At 41.1% G+C, this 18229-nt stretch carries 9 protein-coding genes and 1 pseudogene; 2 read left to right on the top strand and 8 right to left on the bottom strand.

The window, feature by feature from the left end; all coding sequences use genetic code 11:
- Positions 1–207: pseudogene (locus tag HMPREF0650_RS13785) on the top strand (IS1380 family transposase); the annotation flags it as partial.
- A gap of 336 nt (positions 208–543) precedes the next feature.
- On the opposite strand, the gene HMPREF0650_RS04155 reads toward HMPREF0650_RS13785, so the two are convergent.
- The 8 genes from HMPREF0650_RS04155 to HMPREF0650_RS04120 form a co-directional block, all read right to left on the bottom strand.
- Positions 544–1401 carry a hypothetical protein gene (locus tag HMPREF0650_RS04155; protein ID WP_004348576.1) on the bottom strand — a complete coding sequence of 286 codons (858 nt, stop codon included), beginning with the start codon at positions 1399–1401 and terminating at the stop codon, positions 544–546.
- A 362-nt stretch (positions 1402–1763) separates the two neighbouring features.
- Complete coding sequence (locus HMPREF0650_RS04150) at positions 1764–5516, bottom strand: T9SS type A sorting domain-containing protein (protein ID WP_004348575.1); 3753 nt, start codon at positions 5514–5516, stop codon at positions 1764–1766.
- Between the two features lie 14 nt (positions 5517–5530).
- On the bottom strand, positions 5531–6373 hold the full coding sequence (locus HMPREF0650_RS04145) for a TolB-like translocation protein (protein ID WP_245543454.1): 843 nt from the start codon (positions 6371–6373) through the stop codon (positions 5531–5533).
- Between the two features lie 370 nt (positions 6374–6743).
- Positions 6744–8216, bottom strand: a complete 1473-nt coding sequence (locus HMPREF0650_RS04140) for a glycoside hydrolase family 10-like protein (RefSeq protein ID WP_004348573.1) — start codon at positions 8214–8216, stop codon at positions 6744–6746.
- 20 nt (positions 8217–8236) lie between these two features.
- The gene (locus HMPREF0650_RS04135; RefSeq protein ID WP_004348572.1) at positions 8237–9658 is read right to left on the bottom strand and encodes a DUF4623 domain-containing protein; all 1422 of its coding nucleotides are present in this window, start codon (positions 9656–9658) and stop codon (positions 8237–8239) included.
- A 31-nt stretch (positions 9659–9689) separates the two neighbouring features.
- Positions 9690–11549: a RagB/SusD family nutrient uptake outer membrane protein gene (locus HMPREF0650_RS04130; RefSeq protein WP_004348570.1), complete on the bottom strand. Its 1860-nt coding sequence runs from the start codon at positions 11547–11549 to the stop codon at positions 9690–9692.
- Positions 11550–11560: 11 nt separating this feature from the next.
- A complete protein-coding gene (locus tag HMPREF0650_RS04125; protein ID WP_004348568.1) occupies positions 11561–15004 on the bottom strand; it encodes a SusC/RagA family TonB-linked outer membrane protein in 3444 nt (1147 codons plus the stop codon).
- Positions 15005–15720: 716 nt separating this feature from the next.
- Positions 15721–16569: a hypothetical protein gene (locus HMPREF0650_RS04120; protein WP_004348566.1), complete on the bottom strand. Its 849-nt coding sequence runs from the start codon at positions 16567–16569 to the stop codon at positions 15721–15723.
- 463 nt (positions 16570–17032) lie between these two features.
- Here HMPREF0650_RS04120 and HMPREF0650_RS04115 point away from each other — a divergent pair, with 463 nt between their 5' ends.
- Positions 17033–18202, top strand: coding sequence for an exo-beta-N-acetylmuramidase NamZ family protein (locus HMPREF0650_RS04115; RefSeq protein WP_004348564.1), 1170 nt, complete (start codon positions 17033–17035; stop codon positions 18200–18202).
- Positions 18203–18229 lie beyond the last annotated feature (27 nt).

Raw genomic sequence — 18229 nt, 5'->3', positions numbered from 1 at the left:
TTCAGACATGCGCTGATTAATTCCAACAAGAAGAAATTTCTGAAGACAATTCGGTACGAATTGCTATCAACGCCAGCCTATCTGGGGAGAACAAAAGACAAGCATATCCTATATTTGGCCAGATCACTAAAAACACGACAATCATTCTTGTCCATATGGAAAAAATTAAAGGATTTCTCTTTGCCGTACGACACAGAGAAATCCTAATGACCGATTTGGGGTAAAGGTGGTTATCAACATGCTTTTTCCTAGCAAAACACATGGGTTAAGAGGCTTATAGCATGCTGGTAAGGGGGCTAAAAGCATGCTTTAAACGTGAAATCAAACGAACATGAGGTACGGAAGTAACGCACAAAACCCGTAACCACCTGTCTGTCAGAAGAGAACGTTTTTGCTCCATATTTTCATTATTTGAAAGATACGGAGCGTTGCTGAAAAATAAGCGAAATTTGAGAGGGTGTTTGTCAAGAAAAATGTCATCACGAGAACGGGAAGTGTGATTTTTCTTCGTAACCAAATAGATAGTACAAGCAACATGATGCATCAAGTTCCCTGGTTAGTCAACAGATGCGTGGCGTGATATTTCATCAGTCCCTCAACCACATGATCGTTAATCATTTCAGGTTCGAAACCCGCCTCACGACAAACTGCTCGCAACAAAGGCGCAAAGGTCACAGCCGTTTTTCCTGTAAAATACACGGGATATTGATGGTACGCATACTGGAACAAATTGCGCGTTAAGAAAAGTTTAAAATTATCAGTCACCAAATCTCGCACATATTCCATGTGTTGATAATCGGTCAAAAAGGTTGCTATTGAGGATAAATAATAATGTGGAAGCGGCTTATCATAAACAGTGCGCATCACTTCATGGGCTGTCGTTTGGTGCTTAAAATAAAAAGACGAGATCAGGTCAGAAGGTGCCAACTCTTTCAATACATCCGAAAGAAAAGCGCGTCCAATAGACGACGCGCTGCCTTCATCTCCCAGGATATAGCCGCCGGCACGCACATTCTTAACGATGTTAGCACCATCATAGAAGCAAGAATTGGATCCCGTGCCCAGAATACACACGATGCCCGCCAAATCCATGCACATGGAACGAGTGGCACCCAGCAAGTCGCTCTCTACTGTGACCGGTGTCTTAAACTGTGCAACTAAGGACTGACCCACCATTTTCTTTCGATCCTCGCCATTACAGCCGGCCCCATAAAAATAGACGTGTCCCAGCTTTCGCTTGAAGTAGGCTTCGCCCAAACCCAACCGAATGCTCCTGCTCATCTCTCTGCGGGTTTGAAAATACGGATTCAGGCCTTCGGTTATTTGCAAATCAACCAACTCGTCTTGCTCAACAAAAGCCCATTCTGTTTGATCAGAACCGCTCACTGCTATCAAATTCATCGTGCTTTTACTTAGTTTTGCTACATGAAGCCACAAAGTTACAAAGATTTTTTCAATTTGCCCTCACCATCGCTCCCCTCATGAAAACGATGACAAGACTTTCCGTTCTTCGCTGGACAACACCCATTGTGATGCAATTATTCAGTCACAAAAAGGCCTTGGTGGTAAAAGCGACCACACCACACAAAAGCAGCTAATGATAGATAGATACATAGAAGCCATGAAAAAAAAATCTGCAGGCCATATCCTTAGACATGCCTGCAGATTGTAATGCTTAAATAACTTTTGCCGATACCCGATTGCTCAATTGAACTTTTCAATGATTATCAACCGGCTGAAAGTATTCTTTCTTTATTCAACGATTATCGCTTAATGATTCGAACACCATTGAAGTTGTTGACCTTAACAATATAGATGCCATTGGGCAGACGACTCAAATCCATATCGGCATTGAAGCCTTCGGCAACCAATGTGCCCGAAACACTGTATACGCGTACAGACTTAATAACCTCTGACGTTTCAATGCGAATGCGTCCGGTTGTCGGATTCGGTGAAATTCTCAATCGAGGTGCAACTGCTACTTCGTTGATGCCTGTTGTTGCGTTGATAACAAGCGATTTCTTTGCCGGAACCGTAGTTACATTCTTCTCGGTAGGTATAGAGAAAATCGATACGCCCTGATGACCAATCACCAAATTGCCAGCATAATCGAATGCCATTTGCTGAATGCCAGTACCCGTGAGTGAAGCCTTATACGAATATTTCGGTGTTAGCGTAGGTACTCCGTCGTTCCATGTGATGTCAAAGAATTGGAGTACGTTTGTACCATCACTGATCACCAACAACGAGTTATCTTTATTGACGGCAAATCCCGCTTTAGCTGAACCATTCAACAGGGGTGCAAATTCCTGTGTACCTGAGTTGAATACGATTTCACCATTATGATTAACGTAAATCAAAGACGGTACACCCTTCGTGTTATTTCCAGCACCTCGGTACTGGGCAACCCAAACACCACCGTCGAGTCCACCAACGAGATTACAGTTTCCATTGATTTCGTATCTGCCAACCTTGAAAATTTGACTTGGAGCTTTATCCCACGTTGATGCTATCGTACCATCTTCGTTACCGATATTATAAACTCCGACATCCTTTCCAAAGTCTTCCAAGGAAACGAACAGCTTCGTATCAGCTCCAGTACCGTAAACACACAAACCTGGAGATGATGAACCGACATTAACGCCATTATTAACAAATAGACCGTCGCTATTGCGTTCGCCAACAAAGAATTGAGTGTATTCACCTTCAAGATCGGCAGGATTCATCAGATATACGCCGGAATGATCGTCACTCCAATCAGAGATATAGACAGTTCCCTTAGAATCAACACCCAAACGGTACTGTGAACCCCACTTGGCTTCTTTCCCTATATAAGGATTTTCATTGATACGTGTCCAATCAGGATTGTATGCATACATACCAATAGAATATGCATTGACATAGAAGCGACCGAAATAATCGGATTCAGGTGAGTTGTCAACAGCCACAAATACGGTCTTTGGATATTGCATCGATGCATCATTCGAGGTTAAACGACTGATATTTGCAACCGCAGAACCTGTTAACCTTACAGCCCAATTAAGCTTTTGGCCCGATTGCCCTGGCAATTGATCGGCTGCTAAGGTAATAGTATTGCTTCCTTGTTTAACATCAGGAACGTCGGCAGTTCCAACTTCCTCGCCTGTTGCCGCATCAGTGAATACCAATTGTGCAGATTGCGCCTTGTCGTTTGAAGTGAAAGTGAACTTATATGAGTTGTCAGGCAACTGTTCGCCCTTCAAATCGTAAGCCATAATACGTTTAACGGCAGGCTGTTCGATACCTTTCGTAGTAAATGTGGTAATCACATTGCCTACGATGAGATACAAATTGATGTCTTGTCCATCAACACTTGATCCTGTACCCATATCGGTTGTTGCTGGAAGTGCTTCTGGCAATTCAGTATTTGTTTGAATGAGTTTGGCTTTATCAATACCGTCAGTAATATCGTAGAGACGCAAGCCGCCAACTTTTCCATCCGTAACAAATGGAGTTACCATCATAGAATGATGAGCATACTTAAAGAATGAAACACCAGTTGCCGCCTGTCCTACTAAATTATCTTGATCGGAAAGCTGACCAAGTACTTCGCTATTGACGTTAACTGTTTTAGCTGGCTTGAACTCAACAGGCAGGAATTCGGTTCCGTCAATGACATATTGATCGTCTGCCAATGGTGAAACCTGAAGAAGAACTTCTAATCCTGTAGCCAATTTGTTAACTGGACTTGGAGCTGTTGATTTAATATCTTTTTCAGTAAACACCGTACTTGCAATCTGATTGTCAACAATGTTCAGATCGATGAAGCGCTTGATATGTTTATCACCCCAATAATTAGCGGCAGACATGAACACATGACAGTCGTTAGACGGACCGCTGACAGCCAGCGTACGGCCAACAATGGCATTATAATAGTTGGCTGAAGATTTGGTGGATACCCATACGGCGGGATCTGCATCAAAATCATCCCACTTATAAACGAAGATTTCTCCTCGGGTAGAGCCTTCTCTGACTTGGCCGTCATTAAATTGGCATTCCTCACTATTTACACCAACAAGCTTTCCATCAGCTGTGAAAGCGATATCGCTCAAACGCGATTTGAACCCATCATTATCAGGTTCGGCCGCTGCAATACCATTGATGCTGAGTTTTTTAACAAACTCGTTTGTCTTGTTATTGATCAGACTGATCACTGGCTCGCCATTATTGTTTGATAAGATAATCGTAGAATCACCTCTAACAATGGCACGCTGCATTTTTCCAGTAATATCTTCATAGGCTTTCGAAGAATTGGAGAACTCTATTTTATCAGGAACGCCTATATAACTCTTTAAATTAGGTTCGGGATAGTTTTCATAAACAATTGCAGGTGGCACATAGCTTTCTGATTCAAGCAAAAGTTTGGCGTATGACGTCTGATTAGCCTCAACTTTGATTGCTTTTTTATACTCTTCTGTCAGCTCTTTGTAACCATCTGCTTTTACAGAAAGTGTATAATCGCCAGGGGCAAGTCCTTCGAAAACAAAAACTCCGTTGTAGTTATTATCAACTTTGTAGGCTCCTACCTGATTTCCATCTTTCAAAAGGGTGACTTCTGCACCATTGAGTGGCAACCATTGATCGTTTGTATTTGGCGCATAGTTGAACAGTTGGTGAACGATTTTCTCGTGCATATCCTTCACTGTTCCCATGATATAACCTGTTTTTTCAGGTGTGAGGTTAAAGTAATCACACACGCCGCGTGCTACGCGTATACCTTCTTGTCCACAATAGTCAGGATTGAGGGCACGGTGACGAGCAGGCTGGTAAGTATGGAAATAACCTTCGAGCAAGAAACCGGGAACACCATGACGAAGTACGCCCAGATAACCTTTTTTCCCTGTAACTGGACTAACCCAAGCTCCTCCATAGAATGTAGAGTCGCCTCGAATATTCATCTGGGTCTTGCTGTAATAGCTGTATATATCAATGTCGTTTGTGAAATGCGGTTCCCAACATGCTTTACACATATCATAACTTCCAGGTGACCAGTCGTTTCCTTTACCATCTTGTCCACGATAAAGGAACAAAGGATAGTTAGTAAGTGAGCCGTCTGCTGCTGCATTTGAGTGAATGGAGATAAACATATCCATATTATTTGCTTCAACTTCAGCACATATTTCCGACAAATTACGATTGTATTTCTCTTCATCGGGTGCACCTTTCACATAAGGATAAGGCCCATTGAGGGTTCTGGAATAAAGAATATTCTCTTTTTTCACACCCATCTTTTCCAGCGTTTTACCCAACTTCAGGATTTTCCATAAGTTGGTGTTTGTTTCATAAAAGCCAAGCGTATCTGGACGACCTGTTTCTGGATTTGCCGGATACGGAATTGTTGCCATTGGCCTGTCGTTGGGCCCCCAGCTGCCATGCCCCGCATTCAAATAAATACGAACATCATTGTCGCCGTTTCTTGCTTGAAGGGCAACAGATGCAAAGAGCAATGATAATGTGAGTAAAATATATTTCTTCATAGCATTGTACTTTATCAATTGTTAATGTTAATGTCAATCATATATGCCTCTCCTGCAGGAGTAGAGAAGACGATTTTATCACCTTTCAACGTTGTATAGGGGTACATGGCGATTACAGAGTCATCAGTTAAGACTTGCTCTTGTCCGCTTAATGATTTGGCTACGATAGAAGAGGCATAAACATACTCACCGTCATCTTGATCGTTCATACCAATTATAACATCGTTATTGTACCAACGAGGAGCACGCAGTGTACCCAGAGATTTGAGATTTGAACCATTCAAGTCGCAAACAAAGGCGCCAACACCACATACATAGTAGAGGGCTTTGGTTCCATCAGGCGAAACAGAAGGCCAAATGTAGCTGAATTGCTTTCCATTGGGGGAGAAAACTTGTGTCTTTCCGCCTTTAGTAATCAACAATTGACGATTTTTAACAGACAACGTAGGCATCTCAAAACGCTTGACGGCATTGGGTTGCAGACGAGTTAGCTTTTGTTTATTGTCTTTAACAACCGAAACAGTTGCACCACCAATTGAATAACCTTGCAGGTTGCGCGAAGGTTTCACAAGTTGTTGCGTCTTACCTGTAGATAAATCAATAGCGTTCAAACTCACGCGACGCAAATTATTCTTGGAATAACTACTCTCAGGATAAAGAATTTGTTTTCCATCATTGGAAATTTTAACGTTAAATCCTGTTCCTTTTCCTGATGTCAATTTCTGAGTTTTCCCTGTACTTAAATCGAACTTTACAAGACCGTTGTTGGAAGCTGTAGACAAAAGGATATAATCTCCCACAGGACTTAGCCCGACAACTGTTTTTGTAGGCCCATTAGGAAGGTCGATCTTCTTCATCGATCCTACCTTCAACACCTGCGCTTGCCCGATGAAGGGTAGACAGATGATACAAATTAGTAGCATTTTTCTTTTCATAATAGACAGATAATAGTTAAACAATAGAGATCAAAATCAATGGTACGTTGTTCATTTTATGACCATTGGTTGTTATCCTTTAGAATGAAATATATAGATGAAAACAGATTTTTGTCGACAGTCTAAACTACCTTCCTCTTTTTATCATCTATATATTCCATCTAAAAAACATTACTTTAGCATTAGATTTCAATGGAAGCAATCGAGCTGTTGACATCAAAATGCCGAATCCTTTATCCTGCATTTCTGCCAGACAGTTCGATTCATTCCACCTTATTAAATATGGCCCCGATTAGTTTCCATATTTTATCAAATCAGAAATTTTGCTTTCGGCGTTGTTTTTTTCATTAACTGCCGTCACAAAATAGGTCCCTGGTCGTGACAGTTTTACACTGTTATCCTTCGTCGTGACTACCAGTTTTGCCATTCGTTTCGTTCCTGTACTCAAATAAACGGCATAATAGCAACCCGAAACAGCATCCCAATGAAGAATGTCATTCATTATTGTGAGATTCTTAGGTGCATTGGGCAAAGTGGGTTTTTCAACCAGCAAGTACGGCATTACTACCGGCTCTTTGTAGCGCTGCTTGATGGCACCCATGATGTTTACAGGATTCGAAAAGAGATATTTAGCACTATAAAAGAGTCCACCCATCACTTTAGGATCTTCATCCGCAAGACGCATCTGCTTAGTCAACTCAGAAGAGTTCATGTAAGCGGAGCCTTGCTTGCTGTCTCCAAACTTATATATTCCATATCCAATCACCAATTTAGACTTGGTAATCATATTGCTCCAACGAGCCAATCCCTTATCAAAATTATAGATTGAATTGCCTGTATGGAAATATAGTTGAGGGATAATCACGTCTACCCAACCTTCTTTTGACCATTTTGCAACATCAGCAAACATCAAATTCATATTATTCTCAATGTTCCCTCCAGGACCAATGGAAAACACCAAGTTCGGATTGGTATTCTTGATCATGTCATGAAGCTTTTTCACAACCTTATTGACATTATCTCTACGAAATTCTTCAATCGAATTAAAAGCCCGACCATACGTTGCATATTCGTTTTGGTCATTCATGCCTTCTCCGCTTGAAAGATACGGGTAGAAATAATCGTCCATGTGAACACCGTCAACGTTGTATTTGGTAATCAATTCCTTAACAATATTCACGATACGATCCTGAGCTGCAGGGAGAGCGGGATTATAAATGCGAATTTTGTTATAGTCTTTCACAAGATTTGCAGGAATCTTCGAATCTAACTTCGGAAAAGATGTATCACTGCCTGTGCGTGTCGATATGCGATAAGGATTGATCCATGCATGAAAAGCAATGTTTCGCTTATGCGCTTCTTCAATTAAGAATCTCAAAATATCATACCCAGGAGCAACACCTGCCTGTCCAGTGATGCTCTTACTCCATGGTTCATATTGTGAAGCGTAGTAGGCATCAGCCATTCCTCTTACTTGGAAGAATACGGCATTGATATTGTTGTCCTTAAAAAGGTCTAAATATTTCAAGTATAATTCTTTCTGGGAAGCCTGATCATACTTCCCCATAGGCCAATCAAGTCCCCAAACCGTTGCCATCCATACACCTCTCAGTTCCTTTCGTGGAACAATAGGTTGCTCTGCAGTCGGTCCCGAAGGTGTAGGAGGCGGGGTTTTGCCCTTGTTGTGATCGTCTCTCTCTTCGTTACACGAAAAGAGAAACATCACAATAAAGGCAAAAAATATAAATCTATTTATTCTTTTCATTTCTATCTGGTCGTAATATATTAATCGTCCTCAGCTACTTTTACTGGGAATTCGCTGATAACAAATCCAGAATTGGCTCGAGAAGCAAATATATACAGTTTGGCATCTTTGCCATTCGCATCTTTTTCGATATAGTAATTTGTGTGTGTGCCAGGAGCACCATTACCAGAACCGCCGAGTATAAATGAATACACTGGATTGTGATTATCGCCCTTATCAAATATCTCTAACGCTTCCTTAACAGTATTGCCTTTTGAAATATCGTAGACGGATAATGTCGGTGTTGCTTTAGTTGAACCTCCCAAACCAGCTGTACAGGTAATCAAATAGCGTGATTTGTTAAACGTAAAGATGCGAGGCGCAATCGACTCTAGTGGGAAGTTATCTTTCTTCATCGAGTAATTAACGGTCAAATTGGCATCGGTCAACATAATCGGAGTACGAATACCAGCCCACAGATAGTCAGAAGAATTCTCAATTCTATGGATGCTGTTAAAGGTAGTCACATCCATTTTGTGAGGAATAACCATCGGGTCGCTGATAGTTTTGAAATTCTTAACGGTAAATCGAAGAACTTCTTTGGCGCCATTGTCTGGGAAGAAAATGTATCCGTTACCGCTTTCATCCAGATTCAATGTCATCGCGTCACCATGACGGTTACCAGCACCCTCGATTTTTCCAACATTAATATCTGCTATCAGCTCTGGTGCAGAGGTAGGAGTTTCATAATAGTAAATCTTAAGTGGTGAAGCATGACCACCCGAAAGTGAAGCAAGATAGATATGTCCACCCGAAAGGGCTCCTGTATTGTAGGGGAATGTTCCACCTGACACACCTGTTAAATCCAATTTAATTGGATTGATTTTTCCTTCCTTCAAGTCAGAAAGTTTCAACAAATGAGGTTTCGTTTCACTTCTTGTGACTACCAATACATACTCTCCGTCAAAGTCGGCACAGCGCGTTAACAAAGATTTATAGCTGTCGTAAACTTTGTCTCCAGAGAAGTTGTAAACAGAAGGCTTTTCAAAGTCTGCACCAAACACAGGAACCTTCTTTCTTATCTTCATGAAATAATCTTTGTAGCGCTTTTGATTTATCACCCTGAGGATAAGCGTTTTATAGGTATCGAGTTCATCCATAGAGAAATCAAATACAGAATCTTTTAGATGCGCTCCTTGTGATAAAGTTGCTTCTACCCGCAAAGCAGAAAAGTTTGATTCTACTTCAAGCCTCGGGAAATTAATCATCTTATTTTCTTCATCTATCGTTCCTTCGACCACTCTGTTTCCATCAGGTCCGGCATTCAAGATTTTGATGGCAAGCAATTCGGTTTCATAAGGATCAACCGTACTTGCCGGATAGTCCTCGTCGCAAGCTGTAAAAACATAACAGCAAAGCAACGCTACGACCATCAGTCCTATATTATTAATATATTTCATCATAGTTTCTTATTTTATTAAAATACAAAAAATGTTAGTTCGCTGTTGAAGGCCAGCCTTCAGTTTGTGTCAGCTGATAGCCCCTATTTTTATAGCTTTCAATTTGATTTGTACTAATTGGAGCCAAATATGGATTCATATTAGGTACACCTAAGAATGGCAATCTGCCACGATTTTGTATACGATAATAAAAACCTACCATTTCATTTCCGTTTTTCCCGTCATAAGCAATTTGTTTTCCATCTTTTTTCACAACTCGAATTTTTCCAACATTACCAGCTTTTAATTCATCTTTTGCTTCCTTGGGGAAGTTAACCCAAGTACCCATCAATAATTCTTCGTTGGCATCAGTATCCATATAGTTCAATTTTCCCCAACGGCGAAGATCAATAATACGAGCATATTCAAAAGCAAATTCCATTCTGCGTTCGCGACGGATTTCCCACAACAACGGCGAAACCGATGTATCTCTGTTGGGATCTACGTTAAGTTCTGTCAATTTCATGGGCGCAGTTTTCTTTACGCCTTTGGCGATGGCTTCCTTTGCTAACGGACGGTTGCGAATCTTATTGATAGAAATATCGATGTCGCTTTGCATTACTGCTGGACCACCTACTGTGGCATATTCCGCTTTTGCTTCTATCCAGTTCAACAAAACTTCAGCATATCTCATCACAGGATATCCTGTTACATTCTTAACACCTTGATACTCTTGAGCAGGGGTACCTCCATCTTTGAGATAATTCAGTCCTTCTCTTGGTATAAACTTTACAACATAGAGATAAGAACTCAATGCCATTGGTGTGGGCTTATCAAAAAACGACGCCTCAAATCGAGAATCACGAGTTTTTATCATGTTCTCCATGGAGAAATTTTTAGCATTTTCTACGTCAGAAGATTGATAATCTTTACCGTCTATGCAAAGAAATGACTTAATTAAGTTCAAATTAGGACCCTCAGCTATTGGAGAATTCATATTACAATTAGAAGTAATACTATGTGTTACGCCCTGTGCTGCATCATATCTTCTATAAAGGATGCAATCTTTTGCTTTGGTAAGGTCGGTAGAACCAAATAATGTTCGGAAATCTAATGTAATGTCATATTTACCGCTATTAATCACCATATCTCCAGCTTCTATAGCCAGTTGGAAAAACTTGCTTGCTCTTTCGTCATTATGATAGTAATATTTCTGCCAACTGCCTTCAAAAAGTGCCCATCTTGACACAAACGAAGCAACAACATAGCGATTCACGTACATTTCTCCGTCATTCAGTCGCACATTTTGCATGGCATAAATAAAGTCATTGTAAACAGAGTCCATCACTTCATTGCGTGGTGTGCGGTCTTTATACAATTCATCATAGTCAGTATTGGCCACCTCATGGCTATAATAAGGCACATCACCAAATACATTCACCAAACGTGCATATTCCAAACCTCTATAGAATCGGGCTATTCCCATCCAATGATTGTACGCATTGGCAGTGAGCACGCTTCCCATATCTCTTGCTATGCGATCAATCATCACATTAGCTTTTCTTATCCAATAAAAATTCCATGTTGGTCCAGCAAAATCACTTTTCCACATCATATCAGCAGATGTACTTCCTAAACTGGTTGGGACAACTCTACCGAATTGAGGTTGTATTCCCAATATAACCGCATCATCATTAAAATTATAATTCATGGGTGTATATGGAGTTGTCCATCCGCTTCCATATCCCACAAAGAAATTGGCATAAAATGAATTCGCATACAAGCGCACCTTTTGCTCACTATTCCAAAATGTATCATCTTCGGCTGTTGTAAGTGATGGACGATCCAATATGTCACTACAACTCGTAAATATAGCCGTAAATATGATGAATAATAAAAATTTATATCGTCTCATAATTGCTTTAATTAAAAGGATAATTGAATACCGCAAGAAACTGATTTGAACAAAGGTGTTCCTGTTCCTGTACGTGATAGATTGTATGAACTGCTAAACATAGAGTAACCAGAGATGGCTTCAGGATCAATTGGCAAACCTCTCAACTTGTCAAAAGTAAAGAAATTCTCTAAAGAAACATATACTCTTGCTTTAGTTAAATATAACTTCGATAGCAAATTCTTGGGTAAAGAATATCCCATGTTGATGTTCTTAATTCTCAGGTATGCCATGTTCAAGAGATACTTGCTTTGAACTTGCATACCGAAGCCAGAGTTTGAATTACCTAAATCCCAAGCTCTTGGATAGAAAGCATCTGTGCGTTCAGGTGTCCAATATTCTGTTGCAAATGTTTTCGGCATAGCACCTTCCTTAGCATTAAATCCTGGTATGGCCAGCTGACCACTTCCCCAAATCTTACGTTTGGCAATACCTTGACAGAAGATGGAAAAGTCGAAACCTTTATAATCCAATCCCAACCTGAAACTGTATTCATAGCGAGGTCTAGAATTACCAATAACCGTCAAATCTCCATGATCTCCATTGGTTGATGCACCTGTAGTAATGTAGCCATCATGATCCAGATCGACAAACTTGACATCACCAGGGGCAAACATCAACTTATCGCCGTTTTCATATTGTACCTGATATACTGGATATTTAGATGTTTGCTTATTCGTCTTACGGATAGTTCCTTTATATATGACATTTGTTTTAACAAGATTTCCTGCATCATCATAAACGAAATCATCTTTTTGGAACAAACGATCCGTAACCAATCCATAGATGTCACCGTAACGTCTGCCCGTTGAAAAATCATTCCAAATAGATCTGTTTTCCCATGCAATCAAATGATCTGCACCTTTGGTAATGTCTGTATAGGAGTCAAAAACCATGGCTGTCATATTAATACCTAAGCCATTTGCAAACCGATGTCTATAATCTAATGACAATTCCCATCCTCTGGTTCTCAAGTCACCATAGTTTCCTCGCGGTGCACCAGTTCCCAATGTAACGGAAAGACTTTCGCCGGGTATAATCATATCTTTCGTATAACGCTGATACCAATCAAAAGTTATTCCTAACTCATTTTTAAAGAAGCGTAAATCTAAGCCGAAATCCAATGTTTCAATTCGTTGCCAAGAAATATCTTTATCAATCAATGTTGGTGTTCCGAAACTATTTCTCTTATGATTTTCAATACCAAGCCAATTCGACACACCTGCCCCTAAAGTTGATCTGTAAAGTGTGTTCGAAACTGTTTGATCACCAATACTACCCCATGAAGCTCTCAATTTTCCAAAAGAAAACACCTTTGAAATCGATTCCATGAAAGCTTCGTTACTAAACACCCATCCTGCAGAGAACGAGGGGAACCATTCCCATCTTAAATGACTGGGGAATTTTGAAGAACCATCGCGGCGTATGTTGCCCTCCAAAAGATACCTATCTGCATAATTATAGTTGATTCGACCAAAGAACCCTAACAATCCACTCCATGAATTGCTCCCAGAAGCAAATTGGTCACCTGTGGCCAATGGAAACTGTGGATTACGAATATCTATCAGATCATTTTTCTTTCCTTGTAACCATTTACTTTTACTCGCCACAGAATTCATACCTGCCATAAACTTAAAAGCGTGCTCTTTATTTGCTCCAAAACGCAAATTATAGGTTGTATAGGAATTAAATGTATGTCTATTTGTTGTACTATTCTGACTCTTAATATAACTATTATTCCCAACGGGATAATATTTTTGATACGGGAAAGTGTATGCTCGCATAGTTCCTTCTGGCGAAACATTGCCATCTTCATCAACAAACACAGGTTGTCCGTCAATAGAAAGAGGTGTAGGACCGTACCACGTTAGGCCTGCTTCACACTGTACTACAGAAGCATTTGTTTCTGAAAATTGATTATCATAAGTATAATCAAACTTGAAATTCCAGTTTTTGGTAAAGTTCAAAGTAAGTCCCAAATTGACATTGTAATATTTATTTTCCAAATTATCAGTATTGGCTGCACCCATTTCATAGGCAGCCTCACGCAAATTGTGACCATTTTCAGTAACGCCAATAGGCATCAAGGCACTCCATCTATATAAATAAAGCCATGGGTCGGCTATTGTTGTTCCCACACCAGGATAGCGTTTGTTGCGATCCGAATAGATAGAACTTGCTCTAATTGACAGATATTTGTTGATTTCTGAATTGATGCTAATCGAAGCATTGTAACGTTTAAAATCATCAATTTTCGCAGCTTTTGACATTCCGTTCTGACCCAAATAACCCAGACCAATGTTGTAAGACGTTTTACCTGACTTACCCGAAAATGAAAGGTTGTGTGTTTGTGTCGGAGCCCAGGAACGCACCATGGCTTTTACGCCGTCGTAAATACGGTAGCCGTATTTGTTTACGCCATCAAACATCCAGTCACGACCATACACAACTGGATCGTTCCACTTAACAGAACCGCCATACTTTTCCTGCCATTGTAATATCTTTTCAAAACTCTCATCGCTGACACGCCAAAAACCTCCGGCAGGCATTGGACTCTGACGGTTCTTGTGTGCATCAAGAGTGTACCTCAAACCGTCAATTCCTGCCATTTCTATTTTCCTAACTGGATCTTGCCAAGAGAAGTTGTTCGAATAATTTACTTCAAACTTGTCTTTCTTGGAACCACTCTTGGTCGTAATTAAAACTACACCGAAAGCAGCTTTAGAACCATAAATAGAGGCTGAAGCAGCATCTTTTAACACAGAAATCGACTCGATATCATCAGGATTCACCATCTGAATACTTGGGATTTCTACATTATCCAAGAGTATAAGTGGATTGCTGGCTCCCAGATAAGAAGCTACTTGTCCGCGAATCTTAATCAAAGGCTCCGAACCAACTTCACCGGTTGGTATTCTAATATTCAAACCCGGAACTGCTCCTTGCAATCCACGGCCTACATCGGCTATAGGACGACTGCTCAAGGATTTGTCGAGATCAACACTGGCCACAGCGCCCGTCAAGTTGGCTTTCTTCTGTGTACCATAACCCACTACGACTACTTCTGAAAGCTGTCCGGCATCTTCCTCAAGCTTTACTTGCATGTTGTCACTTGCTCGAAGCGTTACCGTCTTGTACCCTACGTAAGAAATTTGAAGCTTAGTACCAGCATTCACAGAAAGTGTAAAACGACCATTTAAATCCGTAATCGTACCTGACGACGTTTTACCAACCACAACAACCGTGGCACCCACAATAGGTTCGCCATGGGCATCAACTACGATACCACGAACGGCTTGCTGCTGCATCATCACACCAGGCAAATTCAGCTCACTTGCTGATGCCAACATCGGTTGGGACGCAAAAGCACTACCTGCGACCGTAAGTATCGCACATAGATAATTTTTTGTTTTCATAGACCCAAAATTTAAGTTAATAATATATTTCTACTTGAATATTGTTTGCAAAAAAAGGTTTTAGCTTAGAAGTGGTAGAGAGGTTAATCTGGCTCACCTAATCATAGTAATTACTTCTACGGCACAAATATAGCGATATATCATTAAAATACAAACTTTATTTAGATTAATTTGTGTTTCTAACTTATAAATAATGTTTAATTTTACACTAAAAGGGCAAGATAATACACCTAATTCTTCATGAACAGGTGTTTACTTGTCAATATAAATGACAAAAAAAGTCTACTTACAAATCGATGAAATAGAAAAAAAACAATAGGCAAACATGCGACAATCATTCCCTACGAATGCAATATAAAAGGTCTATTTGAGCAATAGCATGGAGTAAAGGTGATTATCAACATGCTTTTGCCTGGCAAAACACATGGGTTTAGAGTCTTACAGCATGCTAGTAAGGCGACTAAAAGCATGCTTTAAACGTGAAATCAAACGAACATGAGGTACGGAAGAAACGCACAAAACCCGTAACTACCTGTCTGTCAAAAGAGAACGTTTTTGCTCTATATTTTCATTATTTGAAAGATACGGAGCGTTGCTGAAAAATAAGCGAAATATGAGAGGGTGTTTGTCAAGAAAAATGTCAACACGAGAACGGGAAGTGTGACTTTTCTTTGTAACCAAATAGATAGTCCAAACAACAGGATGCATCAAGTTCCCTATTCAGACAACAGATGCGTAGCGTGATATTTCATCAGTCCCTCAATAATATGGTCACTAACCATTTCAGGCTCAAAACCTGCCTCACGACAAACAGCTCGCAACAAGGGTGCAAAGGTCATGGCCGTTTTTCCTGTAAAATACACGGGATATTGATGGTACGCATACTGGAACAAATTACGCGTAAGGAAACGTTTAAAATTATCAGTCACCAAATCTCGCACATATTCCATGTGTTGGTAATCGGCCAAAAAGGTTGCTACCGAGGATAAATAATAATGTGGAAGTGGCTTGTCGTAAACAGTGCGCATCACTTCATGGGCTGTCGTTTGACGCTTAAAATAAAAAGTAGAAATCAGTTCAGAAGGAGCCAACTCTTTCAGTACATCCGAAAGAAAAGTGCGCCCAATAGAAGATGCGCTGCCTTCATCTCCCAAGATATAACCACCGGCACGCACATTTTTAACAATGTGAGTACCATCATAGAAGCACGAGTTGGATCCCGTACCTAAAATGCACACGATACCAGCCGAGTCCATGCACATGGAACGGGTGGCACCCAGCAAGTCGCTCTCCACCATGACGGGTGTCTTAAACTGTGCAACCAAGGAGTGACCCACCATTCTCTTCCTATCCTCACCACTACAGCCGGCCCCATAAAAATAGACGTGACCTAACTTTCGCTTGAAGTAGGCTTCGCCCAAACCCAACCGAATGCTCCTGCTCATCTCTCTGCGGGTTTGAAAATACGGATTCAGGCCTTCGGTTTTTTGCAAGTCAACCAACTCGCCTTGCTCAACAAAAGCCCATTCTGTTTGATCAGAACCGCTCACTGCTATCAAATTCATCGCGCTTTTAATTAGTTTGCTACATGAAGCCACAAAGTTACAAAGATTTTTTCAATTTGCCTTCATCATCGCTCTCCTTCATGTAAACGATACCGAGAACAGCCTCTTTTTATTATTTGGCGAACAATCCCGGTTGCCATACAGCAGTTGGGTTACAAACAAAAGCCAGCCTTGGAGTAGAAGCAAAAGTTAATAGAAATTGACGGGAGGGGCAAACACGAATGCAACAAGCAAACAAATGACATGGTTCCATCATCATGAAACAGAGGAAATTAGGGGCAATCCGTGATTATTTCTAATCGCTCCACTTGCTGTTTGCAAAACCACTGAAACCGTTTCGGAACGGTTCTCATTTGGTATCAAGCGTTAAATCATACAAATTATAGTGAATATTCCTGATTTTATATTTCTAATTCTAAAAAAATAACCTATCTTTGCTCATAACTAAAAATCAACATAGTACATGAAAAAACTGATTGCCCTACTGCTGCTTTTAGGCTCTTTCAGCACCACCTGCTGGTGCTCAACATCACACGTCGTTACCGGAGCGGAGCAAACTCATCTTTACTTCCCGCTTCTAAAGGGTAAAAAAATCGTTTTGTTCTCCAACCATACCGGCATGGTGGGTAATCAGCACTTGTTGGATATCATGGTCAACTACCGAATGAAGGTCATTGGCGTGATATCGCCCGAGCACGGATTCAGGGGAACAGCCGATGCCGGTGAGCATGTCACCAACTCCGTGGATGCGCAAACTGGCGTTCCAATCTATTCGTTATACAACGGAAAGAAGGGAAAAGCGAGCCTGCAAGTTCTCAAAAGTGCCGACATCTTGGTGGTGGACATACAAGACGTAGGACTGCGGTTCTACACCTATTATATATCCATGCTCAAACTGATGGACGCTTGTGCGGAGGTAAAGACGCCGGTATTGGTTTTAGATCGTCCCAATCCGAATGGCTTTTATGTAGACGGCCCCATCCTGGACATGAAGTACAAATCGGGCGTGGGTGCCCTACCCATCCCCATCGTTCACGGAATGACCTTGGGCGAATTGGCGCGAATGATCAACGGAGAAGGGTGGCTGAGCAATCACCGCCAATGCAAGCTCACTGTCATCCCCTGCAAGAACTACACGCACCAGACACGATATGAGCTACCCATCACACCTTCGCCCAACCTTCCCAACATGCAGGCGGTGTATCTCTACCCAAGTACATGTTTCTTCGAGGGAACGAATGTGAGTCTGGGACGAGGCACATCAAAGCCTTTTCAGCAGTACGGCCATCCTGACATGATAGGGTACGGCTACAGTTTCATGCCGCAAAGCGTGGCTGGTGCCAAGAATCCGCCGCAATTGGGGAGAACGTGTCATGGCGTTGACCTAAGCAACGCAGACACCGAGCTCATACAGCGGCGAGGAATAGACCTGTCGTATGTTATCAACGCATATCGCAATCTAAACATAGGCAGCAAGTTCTTCACGCCTTTCTTTGAAAAACTGGCAGGTGTAGGCTACATCAGAGAGATGATCATGAATGGCTGTAACGCTGATACCATCAAAGCTAAGTGGCAGAAAGACGTTGAACAATTCAAGCTACAACGGCGGCCCTATCTACTTTACCAAGAATAAGCGAATGAACTAAAACCATCCTTTCCT

This window comes from Hoylesella buccalis ATCC 35310 (assembly GCF_000177075.1).
In the GTDB taxonomy this organism is placed as follows: domain Bacteria; phylum Bacteroidota; class Bacteroidia; order Bacteroidales; family Bacteroidaceae; genus Prevotella; species Prevotella buccalis.
Note: the sequence above shows the minus strand (reverse complement) of the source record. Positions and strands in the feature narration are given on the sequence as shown.